Consider the following 12,459-nt stretch of genomic DNA (forward strand, 5'->3'; position numbering starts at 1 on the left):
CGATCATGTTTTTCTCCGGAGATTTTGTATTTGTCGGTAGCGTGGGACGACCCGATCTGTTAGAGAAAGCTGCCGGTATTGTTGGAACACAGGAATCAGGTGCACGCCAGTTGTTCCATTCATTGAAAAAATTTTCTGCTTTGCCGGATCATGTGCAGGTATTACCGGGACATGGTGCAGGATCAGCTTGCGGTAAGGCTTTGGGAGCAGTCCCTGCTACAACCGTAGGATATGAGAAATTAGTCAATTGGGCTTTGCAAGATCAAAGTGAAGAGGAATTTGTCGAGACTTTATTGGATGGGCAACCCGAAGTGCCAGCTTATTTTTCAATCATGAAAAGATTAAATAAACAGGGCCCTGATGTACTTGGAGGTTTGCCAAGTCTTAAAAAACTTGGTTTGGATGAATTAAATAAAGCGATTGATTCCGGATTGATGATGATCGATGCCCGTGATAAACTAACTTTTTCTAGAGGTCATATACCGGGAAGTATCAATATCCAAAATACTCCATCATTTAGCAATTGGACCGGTTGGTTCCTGGATTACACAAAACCGTTTGTTTTGGTAACGTTTGAAAATCAATCGGACATTATAAATCGGAAATTGATCCGGGTTGGTTTGGACCTGTGTCTTGGTTATTTTATAGATGTTAAAACTTGGCGTGAATGTGGCAACCCATTAGAGCAGTTGGAGCAAGTGGAGCCTCAAACATTACAAAATTTAGCCGTTAATAATCAAGTTCAAATATTAGATATTAGATCCAGATCGGAATATGAAACTGAACATATCCCCGGAGCTGAACATATCCATTTGGGTAGATTAGAGGATTACCTGGATAGATTACCTGGCAACAGAAAAATTGTTTTACATTGTAAAAGCGGTGACCGGTCAAGTATAGGCTGCAGCTTTCTACAAAGCAAGGGGATTAAGAACATTGCCAATTTAACCGGCGGCATTACTGCCTGGAAAAAAGCAGGATATGAGGTTGTAAAAGAACGGTAAAAACAGCTGGTCTTCTATCATCTCACATTCTAAAAATTGTCTGCTCCCTGCCAAACCATTTTGAACATGCCCACAAACTTACTCCTGCTAAAAGAAAAAGCGACGCATAAACAACGACGAGATATTCTACCTGTATGGTTCCTGCCAAAATTGTTTTGGTAGCAAGTGAAATATTAAGGATCGGTATTAAGGCAGTGGTAAAGTTTAGCTCGATTCCAGGCAACAATCCGATCGCAGCAGGTATAATAACCATAAAATTCAGGGGTGTAATAATGCTTTGTGCTTCTTTAAATGATTTTGCAAAAATAGATAATCCTAACATTACGGCGGCAAAAAAAGCCGTAAGGGGTAACAATAAAGACAACACCATCACAATAGATTTTGTTTCGAGTAGTCCAAGAATAGCGTTTAAAAATTCCGGCGGTATTTCGCCAATCTGGCGAATCCCTATATAAATACCCAAAATAGACAGAGCGGCTGAAGTAAAGCCTGCAAATGAAACAATTGTGAATTTTCCCAACAAGATCTGAAATCTACTGGCGGGGGATGCAAGGAGGGTTTCAAGCGTTCCTCTTTCTTTTTCACCTGCGGCAAGGTCGATTGCAGGATACATCGCGCCCATGAAACAAAAAATCACAAACATATATGGCAGCATTCCACCGATAAGTTTACCTACCTTTTCCTTGGTGCTTGCGACATCAATTTGAGTTAGATCGAGGGTTTCAACAATGCTCTCATCTAAATTTAATTCCGCCAATCTTTTCTTTAGAAGCTCATCTCTAAAGTCATCAACAAGTGTTCGGAGTCTTCTTCTCGTAATATTTTCATCGACTGTGGATCTATAGTACATCGAAATTCCCCCCGCCTCATGAGTTTTAATCTTTGCATCAAAGTCTTCCGCCAAAATAAGTGCGGCATCGATGCTATCCTTCAAAATAAAGGATTGTACACTATCTACTTGAATGTCAGCAATAATTTTAAAATCGTCGAGTGCAGATAGTTTTTGTGCAAATTCTTCGGCATTCCCATTTGTGATTAGGGCAAGTGTAATTGTTTTTTCTTTAGCTTTCTTTGCAAAAGACATACTGATTTTCATAAATATTCCCATCATTACCGGAATCAAAAGCAATGGAATGAGGACCATGAAAAAGAGGGTGCGGCGGTCGCGTATCGTGTCGATAAATTCTTTCTTAATGATAGTCAAAATCGTGTTCATTATGCCTCCTCTACTAAACGGATAAATTCGTCTTCCAAAGATCGTAATTTCATATTTTTAGTAAAATATTCATAACTATCGTTGTAAAGTAATTTACCCTTGTGAATGATCGCTAATTGATCACTAAGCAAGCTCACTTCCGACATAATGTGGGTGGAAAAAATCACAGTCTTACCGGCATTACGAAAATCGCGAATTAAACTAACGATTTCCTTTGAAGTGATTACATCCAGGCCGGTTGTCGGTTCATCAAACACCACGACATCCGGATCATGAATGATGGTACGGGCAATAGACACTTTTTGCTTCATGCCTGATGATAACTTAGCAATTCTCCGTTTTGCAAATTCGTGAATTCCAAGCCGGTCAAAGATTTCATCTCGCCGTTTGACAAAAATGGATTTGTCCATTTGATTGAGGTCTGCGTAGTATTTGATAAATTCCATGGGTGTCAATCGGTCGTACAATCCGGTTGTTCCCGTTAAAAAGCCCAGACTGCCCCGAACTTTGCGGGAGTCTTTTACTACATCATAACCCGCTACGGAAACGCTACCGGAAGTGGGTTTCAACATGGTAGCTATAATTCGCAATACTGTGGTTTTACCGGCGCCGTTGGGTCCTAGCAAAGAAAACACCTTGCCAGGTTCACATTTGAAACTGACGCCGGCAACAGCATCTATGGTGGAACCTTCAAAGCCCTTGCCCATTTCCCTTTTTTGTTTTCTGGACAACTTAAAAGTTTTATATAAATCTTTGATTTCGATCATCAGGTTCTTCCTCCCAGATAATGGATTCAAATCAACTGAAATTTTACAATATAGTCCAGGGAGATTATCAATGTCAAGTGCTGAATAATTTTAATCGTATGTTCCCGGAAACTTTTCTTACTCATGTTGAATTTTCTTGAAAATGAATACCAAAAAATAATTGCTTTTCAGCCATATGCAATTAAATTTCATCTATTCAATTAGGTGTAAAATAAATTGAACTTCGATAATTTCTGTTCATATAGTTACTTATACTTTAATCTTTCTGTAATATTCAATATAGAGATTTATTTATAAATGAAAAACTGGACAACAGACAGTTGGAAATCATTCAAGGCTTTTCAGCAGCCTGAATACAGTGATCCTGAAAAATATGGTAAAGTTTTGGGGACGATTTGCGCGTATCCAGCCCTGGTTTTTCCTGGGGAAGTCGTAAAACTAAAAGAGCAAATTGCCAAGGCAGGAGAGAGAAAAGCATTTATATTACAGGGAGGGAGTTGTGCCGAGAAATTTATTGATTGCAATGAAGTAAGTATAACCAACCAGATTAAAATTTTGTTACAAATGAGTGTTATTTTAACTTATGGAGCACGAAAATCAATTATCAAAATCGGGCGCATTGCCGGCCAATACGCAAAACCCCGCTCCAATGTTACTGAAATTGTAGACGGCCAACTCATTTCAAGTTACCTTGGCGACAGCGTCAATGATTATACACCAAATCTTGCCGCACGAACTCCGGATCCTGAAAGGTTACTTCAGAGTTATCATCATTCGGCGGCCACACTAAATTATATCCGTGCAATGATTGACGGTGGTTTTGCCGATCTGCATCATCCATACAACTGGAATCTGCATTCCATTGAAAAATCACCTAAATGGCCGGATTACCAGAAAATTGTTGCTCAAATATTAGACGCAATCGATTTCATGGAATCTTTCGGAGGCGCTCGTAAAGAAAGCCTGAATAAGATTGATTTCTTTACTTCCCATGAAGGGCTGTTGCTTGGTTATGAAGAAGCAATGACTCGCAAAGATCCGCAATCACAAAAGTATTATAATTTGGGAGCTCATATGGTGTGGATTGGGGAGAGGTCCAGGGATGTTAATGGCGCCCATGTTGAATACTTTCGCGGAATTTCAAATCCAATTGGAATGAAAGTCGGACCTACTTGCACGGCTGATGAACTTTTAAAATTACTCTCCATCTTAAACCCCGACAATGAGCCAGGCAAAATCACATTAATTACCAGAATGGGTGCTAGTAAGGTGGATGATATTCTACCAGGTTTAGTTAAGGCGGTACAAAAATCAGGCAATGTCGTGACTTGGTGCTGCGATCCAATGCATGGCAACACAATCATTGGCAATGGAAAATTGAAAACACGCAATTTTTCAGTTATTCTGGATGAACTAAAAAGGAGTTTTCTTATTCACATTGAGAACCAATCCTATCTTGCGGGTGTGCATTTTGAGCTTACCGGTGAAGATGTTAGCGAGTGTATTGGCGGATCGGTTAATCTTACGGATGAGGAGCTTCAAAGAAATTATTCAAGCTATTGCGATCCACGGTTGAACTATTCACAAAGTTTGGAAATGGCTTTTCTCATCACACAATTATTGCATGAAAATTATAGTTCTTTTCGCTCCCTTTCTTGAAGAGAAGATTATTCTATTATTTTTATCCTTGCTATTCATCTCATCTAAAATTATCTTCAAAACCATACTATTTTTTTAAGCAAATCATTTCTTTGAGGTTATTCATTTGAACCAAAAAAATGATATCATAACAACTGAACAAGAAAACTATGAGCGGCTCAGCGTCGAAGCAATTGATGCAATTTTAGGCAAACCGTTCAAAGTATTGGATGATGGTTTTGTCCGCGTGATTGATTACATGGGATCTGATGAATCAATCGTCCAGGCTGCCCGTGTTTCTTATGGGAAGGGCACTAAAAAAATTCAGCAAGACAGGGGATTGATTCGTTATTTGTTGCGCCACAGGCATACCACTCCTTTCGAAATGTGTGAAATTAAATTTCACGTACGAGTACCTATGGATTGCTGGCGGCAGTGGATCAGACATCGTACTGCAAATATAAATGAATACTCAACCCGCTACTCCATTGCAATTGATGCTTCTCAAACAACTAAACCGGATGAATGGCGGCTGCAGGCAAAAGGCAATCGTCAGGGGAGCGTTGGTTTTCTTGATTCGCAGACTGGGGAAATCTTAAGCAAAAAAGAAGCAGAATTACAGAATTTATCTCGTCAGTCGTATGAAGAACGATTGGAAGCAGGAGTAGCCAGGGAACAAGCTCGCAAGGATTTGCCGTTATCCACCTACACGGAGGCTTACTGGAAAATAGATTTGTACAATTTGTTTCATTTTCTCAGCCTTAGGATGGATGAGCATGCTCAGGAAGAAATTCGTGTTTATGCTAAGGTCATTGGGGAAGAAATTGTCAAGCCTTGGTGCCCAATTGCCTGGGAAGCATTTTTAGATTTCAGTCTTCATTCGTTCGGTTTTTCTCGACTTGAGCATTTTATCCTAAAAGAAGTCATTGCAGGAAATAGTGACAAGGCCATTCAGCTTGCAGTTGAATTCGGATTATTACCAGCCGATTTAAGCCAAATTAAAAAGAACAGAGAAAGAGCCGAGTTAGAAGCCAAATTGTGCCAACTTGGACTCAATATTCCGTGGCAACTAAAATAATATTTTAATTAATTCATCTAATCCACTCATACTCAATAAAATTAACCGGAGGTTCTATGAATAAATCAATAAATAAAATGGGAATATCATTTTTCGTAGTGTTATTCTTCATTAATTTGTTAATGATCAATTTTGGTTGTTCCAAAAGTGAAGAGCAATCAGTTGATGATGCTACTCAACTAAAAGCAAATTTGGTTTATTATTCAATGCCTGGCTGACCATTCTGCGCTAAGATACAAACCATCGTGAATGGTTTAGAAGAAACAAATAAAGGAGTATTGGCTTGTGAAATCCGAAATGCTATGGATGAGAAGGGTAAAGTAGAAATTTCCGAATTAGGTTTTAAAACCCACGGAATGGTTTTTTACGATCCTGATGGTAACATCCTCAAAAAGATAGATGGACACAAGATGACCGAAGAAGAAATTGATTCAGCAGTGAATGAAATTTTAGGAATTTAAATAAATCAATCCTTTGTTACTTAGCCCGGTTCAAAAATTAAGAGCCGGGCTTTTTTAATAATTTTGATTTTGAAGATCAAAATAAGCTTAATGAATTATTACTTTGAGGAGCTAAATAATGCCTAGAATGGTTCATTTTGAAATACGTCATGCAGTGTAAATTCAAAGTCTTCATTCTTATTGTCGTTTCGATTGTATCCATTCATACAATTTCATGTTCTAACCAAAATAATTTTATTCATGTGGTTATTCAAACTGAACTGGGCGATATAGAAGTTGCCATAGATTCAGTCAATGCTCCGAACACTTCGGTTAATTTCCTAAAATATGTGGATGAAGGATTTTACTCCACAGGCAGTTTCTATCGAACTGTAAAATTAGACAATCAACCAGACAATGATGTATGGATCGAAGTGATTCAAGGCGGTATTAATCGTGAATATAGAGATAAGCAATTTCCACCAATCAACCTGGAACGGACAAATCAAACCCATGTAAACCATGAAGATGGAGCGATCTCCATGGCTCGATCAGGTCCGGATACCGCAACTTCAGCTTTTTTTATTTGCATTGGCAACCAACCCTCTCTTGATTTTGGCGGAGATCGAAATCCGGATGGACAAGGTTTCGCAGCATTCGGAAAAGTTACGCATGGAATGAAGATTATCAGAAATATTCAGTCTTCCCCGGCAGAAGGACAGGGATTAACCCCAGCAATAAAAATTATTAATATCAAACGGAAGTAAGCCTGGATTATTGGCTTGAATTAATGGGATTCTTGCAATAGTTTTTTGATTAATCATTAACGTTGGATATAAATAACGAAACTAAAATAGGAGCATGTATGCCGAAACTTACGATTGAAGGATTCGGATCATATGAGGTCGAAAGGGGAAAGCGATTGGTAAATGCAATTGAATCCAATAACGTTGATATTGGGCATCGTTGCGGCGGAAATGCTAAATGCACCACTTGTAGAGTCGTGTTTTCTGAGGGAGAACCAACCACGATGACCCAGGCTGAATATGATAAATTAGAAGAAAAGGAACTTTTTGGCGAAGTCCGGCTTTCATGCCAGATTGTATGTGATCATGATATGTCTCTGAAACCATTAATGCGTCAGTCGGAAATGGGTTGGGATGATCCGGGTCCGGAGACTGAAAATTATGTGACGCCTGAAGCCAAGTGGCTGCCAATTGAAGAACTCAAAAAGTAATAATGAGTTATGCGTTTAATCGGTGAATTAGATAACGAAGCATTTGCACTTACATTTAGCGATGCGCTCTTTGTAAAGGGAATTGAAAACCGTATTCAGGAAGAAAACGGCAAGTGGGCAATTTGGGTTCTTGCGGAAGAAAAGTTACAAAAATCCAAAGAATTATTGGATCTTTACAGGAAAAATCCCGAGCACAAAGAATTTCACCAGGCAGCGGAAAAGGCGTATGAAATTAAAATGGCAGAAGCCAAAGAGGCAACAGCTTATCAAAAGAGTATGGCTGCTGCCAGTAAGAAAATTAGCGGTGTTTTTGAAAGTGGCACAGGCAGGGTAACGTTATCCCTGATTTTATTTTCAGTTTTTATTGCCCTTTTTTCACTCCTTGGAGAAAATAAAGCCTTTTTAAATCCTTTTTTCATTACTGAATACGATATTGCAGGAGATAGAATTCAATGGATGCCAGGCCTTCCTGAAGTTTTTAGCGGTCAGATTTGGCGGCTTATAACACCGATTTTTATTCATTTTGGAATCATACATATCTTTTTCAATATGTGGTGGCTAAAATCACTCGGAACCGTCATTGAACACCGAGAGGGACGCGTTTATCTAGGAGTGATGGTATTATTAATTGCTGCCCTTTCCAATTTGGGCCAGTACTTATTATCCGGCCCCAGTTTCGGTGGTATGTCTGGTGTAGTGTATGGATTGCTCGGTTATATCTGGTTTCGAAGTAAATATGATCCGGGATCCGGCTATCATATTGATAATTTTATCGTTCAGTTTATGGTTGTTTGGTTTTTTCTTGGGGTTACCGGGATTATCGGAAATATAGCAAATGGTACTCACGGTATCGGCCTGGCATGTGGAATGACATGGGGCTATATCTCATCCCGATTGCGTATTAAATAAATATTATGAATTCTTAAATGAACATATTCAAAGTCATATTAATCTAAAATATTCCTGCCTGTGCGAACAGTTTTATCATTCGGATTCATCACAATTTCAATTTATGTATTTTTCTGCATCCTGCTTTTTTTCTTCCAGGATAAAATGTTGTTTTTCCCGGATAGAAATATAGGTTCCACACCTCTTTCAATTGGGCTGAGTTTTGAGGAAGTGTCAATTCTTACCAGGGATAAAGTAAAAATTCACGGTTGGTTTCTGCCGGTGGCAGGGGCTGAGAAAATCTTGTTGTTTTTTCATGGCAACGCCGGCAATATTTCTCATCGCCTTGAATCGTTGGAAATTTTTACTCGAATGGGATTGTCGGTATTCATTATCGATTACAGAGGTTATGGGAAAAGCGAAGGTAAACCTTCGGAACAGGGAACCTATTTGGATGCTGAAGCCGCATGGAATTACCTGACCACTGACAGAAATTATGATCCGAATGAAATTATTGTTTTTGGGCGATCCATGGGCGGCAGTTTAGGAACTTATGTGGCTAGTAAGTTTAATCCGGCTGCACTTATATTAGAGTCATCTTTTACTTCAGTCCCTGAGTTAGCAGGAGATATTTATTGGTATTTTCCGGTAAAATTACTATCCAGAATAAATTACGATAATCTTGGTAGAATTCAGGATACTAAATGCCCTGTTTTGATTATTCACAGCAAAGACGATGAAATCATTCCATTCCGGCATGGGCAAAAATTATTCGAAATAGCTAATAACCCAAAGGAATTTCTTGAAATAAATTTCGGACACAACGATGGATTTTATCTTTCCGGTGAAAAATATACGGATGGTATCATCAAATTTCTTGGGGATTATTTGAAATGAAAGCGAGAATATTATGCAGAGCTATTTAAGTCATTTGGAATGTGGATTGTGCAACAAGCAATTAGAAGCAGATCGTATCTGGAATTTGTGTCCGGATTGCCAAAAACCTCTTCTGGCACGATATGATTTAAAACAAGCAGGAGAAGCTGTTTCGCCGGAGGTGATCAAAAATCGGCCGGAATCCTTATGGCGCTATTACGAACTTTTACCCGTTAAAAACAGCGATTATGCCTTAACCCTTGGCGAAGGTTTTACTCCTTTGATCCATGCCAAACGATTAGGACAAAAAGTGGGGAGTGATACTTTATACATTAAGGATGAAGGAAATAACCCAACGACCTCATTCAAGGCGAGAGGACTTTGCCTGGCTGTTTCCAGGGCATACGAATTGGGGATAAAGGAGTTATCTATTCCTTCCGCCGGAAATGCTGCAGGAGCAATGAGCGCATACGCAGCACTGGCCGGACTAAAATCTTATGTGTTCATGCCAAAGGATGTTCCACCTCCATTTATTGCCGAATGCAAAGCATTAGGAGCTGAAATTACATTAGTCGATGGATTGATCACAGACTGCGGTAAAATTGCTGCAAAGGGCGTTGCGGAGTTCGGCAGGTTCGATATTTCGACATTGAAAGAGCCTTATCGCATCGAAGGGAAAAAAACCATGGGTTATGAATTGGCTGAACAGATGGACTGGAGCCTGCCGGATGTGGTTATTTACCCGACAGGTGGTGGAACAGGTCTGATAGGGATGTGGAAAGCATTTGATGAAATGGAAAAATTAGGTTGGATCGATTCCAAACGGCCGAGGATGGTGACAGTGCAGTCCGAAGGTTGTGCACCGATGGTGAAAGCATTCGATGACGGCTCTGAATTTGCCACACCGTGGCAGGGTGCAAAGACGATTGCAGATGGTTTGCGTGTTCCCGCTGCAGTGGGTGATTTCCTGATCTTAAGAGCGCTGCGGGAAAGTAAAGGTACTGCGATAGCTGTTTCAGACGAGGATATGATCCAGGCTGCAAACTTGATTGGATCCACCCAGGGACTGTTCGTCGCTCCGGAAGGCGGGGCAACCCTGGTCGCCTATCAAAAGCTGAAAGAAAGCGGCTGGCTCCATGAGAGTGAGAAGGTTGTACTGTTTAACACCGGCAGTGGTTACAAATATTATTCATTGTGGAAGTGAGGCAGTGGTAACATATTAAGAAAGCCTTTTGTTAATCTTTTACGAGGCCATCTTCTATTTCAGTGTGCCTTGGAATAGGTTGGCTTTTTCCCGATTGAGGATTTTTATACCAATCATGATTGGCGCCATGACGTATAAAAACACTACCATTTGACTTAATTGTTTTCTTTTCAAATCGCTATTTCCAATAGCTGAAAAGGTTCTGCATCTGGCACCAAACCTTTTTGAATATCATGATAAATCTCTATTAGATTGTCTTTTAATTCACCGATTGTTTTTCCCTGGCTTTCATAATCGGGGTGTTGTTGTATATGCCCGATAAACCATTCTTTTTCTTTTTTATAGACAATATTTAATTTCAAGAAAATCTCCTTTTAATTTTTTAAGTCGAACGTGGATGTATGTATTATTCATGTTATAAATATAAATAGATTATCCAGATGGTGCAAGTCCCTTATTAACGAGTTGAGACGCGTCCTCCGCTCCTCGGCGGAAGTCCATTAGTAAGCTGCAAGAGCCTGTCTCGGGCTTGAACCGGGGGTGTCCCGTTGGGTCTAACCAGGGTTTGTTCATCGGTCCTGAAGGTGGAACAACCCTGGTCGTCTACCAAAAGCTAAAGGAAAGATCGCTGGATCGCGGAGAATGAGAAAGTGGTATTGTTTAACATCGGTAGTGGTTACAAATATTATTCTTTGTGGAAGTGAGGCTGATTGGTAATTCTTCTTTCTTGGATGAAGAGGCTTAATATTCTTTTGCAATACGCATTGCCTCAGAATATAGAGTACCACTTATTCTAAAACCAACTTCCTGAAAATTATCGAGAATAGGTTTGATTTCAGATATTATTCCTCGATCTTTTGCTCGTAATATTAAACCAATTGTTCCAATTACTTTAAGACTTAACTCTTTTGCTATTCGTCTAGCTTTTTTATCATCAAGAAGAATATGAATGTTACTAATTTCAAGCGCTAAAGCTATTGCTTCTGATTCTCCATCGCCAATTTGAGTACATAAGGAAGAAACAACCGCAATATTTTTTACTGTTTTTACAGAAATTTTCTTTATCTTATTTCCGATTTCCTTTTGTACAGCTTCAGGAATTAAAATAATCTCAACTGATTTTAACAGTATTTCAAGATGTCCAATTCTTTCAAGAGCAATTATGCAGGAACTATTGCATACAATATTTTTAATCATATGATTGTTCTTGCTTTAGATCTTCAGCAGGATGATCAAATATTGGGACATTGTATTTATCCAATAACTCCATAAAAGCACGCTTAGAATAACCTGAATACTTTGCAGCTTGTCCTAGAGATAATTTTCCAGTTTCAAAGAGTTTTATCATAAGTAATAATTTTGCCTCTTCCTGCTGAACTTCAGAAGGAAGTTGTATTTGCAATACATACATAAAAATACCTATCTTTTATTTAACTTATTAGAATACTATAAATTCACTAAAATTTAGTGTTTCTTTCCCTCAATAATCAAGTAATAATTTTTTGATTCTTCATCAATTTATATATTTTTTGTTCTGTTTTCTCCATCCAGCTAACGACTCGAGTTAACCCGATATTTCAGCATAAGATGAACTTGATTACTTGTCCAAAAGCTGAAAGAAAGCGGCTGGATCGATGAGAATGAGAAAGTTGTTCTGTTCAACACCGGCAGTGGTTATAAATATTATTCTTTATGAAGTGAAGCAGTTGTAACATGCTACGAAAGTCTTTTTATTATTCTTATAGCGAGGCCATCATCTATTTCAGTATGCCTCGGGACAGGTTGGTTTTTCCTGATTGAGGTTTTTTATACCAAATCAGAATTGGCACCGTGGCGCATAAAAACACTACCATTTGACTTAATTGTTTTAATCAATTGTTTTCTTTTCAAATCGCTACTTCCAATAGCTGAAAAGGTTCGGCATCCGGCACCAAACCTTTTTGAATATCATGATAAATCTCTATTAGATTGTCTTTTAATTCATCGATTGTTTTTCCCTGGCTTTCATAATCGGGGTGTTGTTGGATATACCCGATAAACCATTCTTTTTCTTTTTTATAGACAATATTTAATTTCATGAAATTCTCCTTTTAATTTTTTAAGTCGAACGT

At 38.8% G+C, this 12,459-nt stretch carries 16 protein-coding genes; 10 read left to right on the forward strand and 6 right to left on the reverse strand.

The window, feature by feature from the left end:
* A partial coding sequence (locus IIC38_17475; protein ID MCH8127721.1) for an MBL fold metallo-hydrolase occupies window positions 1-1,004 on the forward strand: 1,004 nt, incomplete at its 5' end.
* 22 nt (window positions 1,005-1,026) lie between these two features.
* On the opposite strand, the gene IIC38_17480 is transcribed toward IIC38_17475, so the two are convergent.
* Window positions 1,027-2,220, reverse strand: coding sequence for an ABC transporter permease (locus IIC38_17480; GenBank protein ID MCH8127722.1), 1,194 nt, complete (start codon window positions 2,218-2,220; stop codon window positions 1,027-1,029).
* Complete coding sequence (locus tag IIC38_17485; protein ID MCH8127723.1) at window positions 2,220-2,987, reverse strand: ATP-binding cassette domain-containing protein; 768 nt, start codon at window positions 2,985-2,987, stop codon at window positions 2,220-2,222. Before IIC38_17485 ends, IIC38_17480 begins: the two co-directional genes overlap by 1 nt.
* A 297-nt stretch (window positions 2,988-3,284) precedes the next feature.
* On the opposite strand from IIC38_17485, the gene IIC38_17490 reads away from it, so the two are divergent.
* The 9 genes from IIC38_17490 (at window position 3,285) to IIC38_17530 (ending at window position 10,348) form a co-directional block, all read left to right on the forward strand.
* On the forward strand, window positions 3,285-4,646 hold the full coding sequence (locus IIC38_17490) for a 3-deoxy-7-phosphoheptulonate synthase (GenBank protein ID MCH8127724.1): 1,362 nt from the start codon (window positions 3,285-3,287) through the stop codon (window positions 4,644-4,646).
* Window positions 4,647-4,770: 124 nt separating this feature from the next.
* Window positions 4,771-5,703: an FAD-dependent thymidylate synthase gene (locus tag IIC38_17495; protein MCH8127725.1), complete on the forward strand. Its 933-nt coding sequence runs from the start codon at window positions 4,771-4,773 to the stop codon at window positions 5,701-5,703.
* Between the two features lie 56 nt (window positions 5,704-5,759).
* Window positions 5,760-5,921, forward strand: coding sequence for a hypothetical protein (locus tag IIC38_17500; protein MCH8127726.1), 162 nt, complete (start codon window positions 5,760-5,762; stop codon window positions 5,919-5,921).
* 27 nt (window positions 5,922-5,948) lie between these two features.
* Window positions 5,949-6,164 carry a hypothetical protein gene (locus IIC38_17505; protein ID MCH8127727.1) on the forward strand — a complete coding sequence of 72 codons (216 nt, stop codon included), beginning with the start codon at window positions 5,949-5,951 and terminating at the stop codon, window positions 6,162-6,164.
* Between the two features lie 149 nt (window positions 6,165-6,313).
* A complete protein-coding gene (locus IIC38_17510) occupies window positions 6,314-6,910 on the forward strand; it encodes a peptidylprolyl isomerase (GenBank protein MCH8127728.1) in 597 nt (198 codons plus the stop codon).
* A 98-nt stretch (window positions 6,911-7,008) separates the two neighbouring features.
* Window positions 7,009-7,380, forward strand: coding sequence for a (2Fe-2S)-binding protein (locus IIC38_17515; GenBank protein ID MCH8127729.1), 372 nt, complete (start codon window positions 7,009-7,011; stop codon window positions 7,378-7,380).
* A 9-nt stretch (window positions 7,381-7,389) separates the two neighbouring features.
* Complete coding sequence (locus IIC38_17520) at window positions 7,390-8,289, forward strand: rhomboid family intramembrane serine protease (GenBank protein MCH8127730.1); 900 nt, start codon at window positions 7,390-7,392, stop codon at window positions 8,287-8,289.
* Window positions 8,290-8,433: 144 nt separating this feature from the next.
* The gene (locus IIC38_17525) at window positions 8,434-9,165 is read left to right on the forward strand and encodes an alpha/beta hydrolase (GenBank protein ID MCH8127731.1); all 732 of its coding nucleotides are present in this window, start codon (window positions 8,434-8,436) and stop codon (window positions 9,163-9,165) included.
* Window positions 9,166-9,178: 13 nt separating this feature from the next.
* Entirely contained in the window at window positions 9,179-10,348 is a 1,170-nt protein-coding gene (locus tag IIC38_17530) for a threonine synthase (protein MCH8127732.1), read from the forward strand.
* A 170-nt stretch (window positions 10,349-10,518) separates the two neighbouring features.
* Here the strand turns inward: IIC38_17530 and IIC38_17535 are convergent, their stop codons facing one another.
* From IIC38_17535 to IIC38_17550, 4 genes are all read right to left on the reverse strand, one after another.
* The gene (locus IIC38_17535; protein ID MCH8127733.1) at window positions 10,519-10,710 is read right to left on the reverse strand and encodes a type II toxin-antitoxin system HicB family antitoxin; all 192 of its coding nucleotides are present in this window, start codon (window positions 10,708-10,710) and stop codon (window positions 10,519-10,521) included.
* Between the two features lie 379 nt (window positions 10,711-11,089).
* Window positions 11,090-11,545, reverse strand: coding sequence for a DUF3368 domain-containing protein (locus tag IIC38_17540; GenBank protein ID MCH8127734.1), 456 nt, complete (start codon window positions 11,543-11,545; stop codon window positions 11,090-11,092).
* On the reverse strand, window positions 11,538-11,759 hold the full coding sequence (locus tag IIC38_17545) for a UPF0175 family protein (protein ID MCH8127735.1): 222 nt from the start codon (window positions 11,757-11,759) through the stop codon (window positions 11,538-11,540). The genes IIC38_17540 and IIC38_17545 overlap by 8 nt, the downstream gene beginning before the upstream one ends.
* Before the next feature lie 475 nt (window positions 11,760-12,234).
* A complete protein-coding gene (locus IIC38_17550; GenBank protein MCH8127736.1) occupies window positions 12,235-12,426 on the reverse strand; it encodes a type II toxin-antitoxin system HicB family antitoxin in 192 nt (63 codons plus the stop codon).
* Between the last annotated feature and the right edge of the window lie 33 nt (window positions 12,427-12,459).

Source organism: candidate division KSB1 bacterium, from assembly GCA_022566355.1.
Classification (GTDB): domain Bacteria; phylum Zhuqueibacterota; class JdFR-76; order JdFR-76; family DREG01; genus JADFJB01.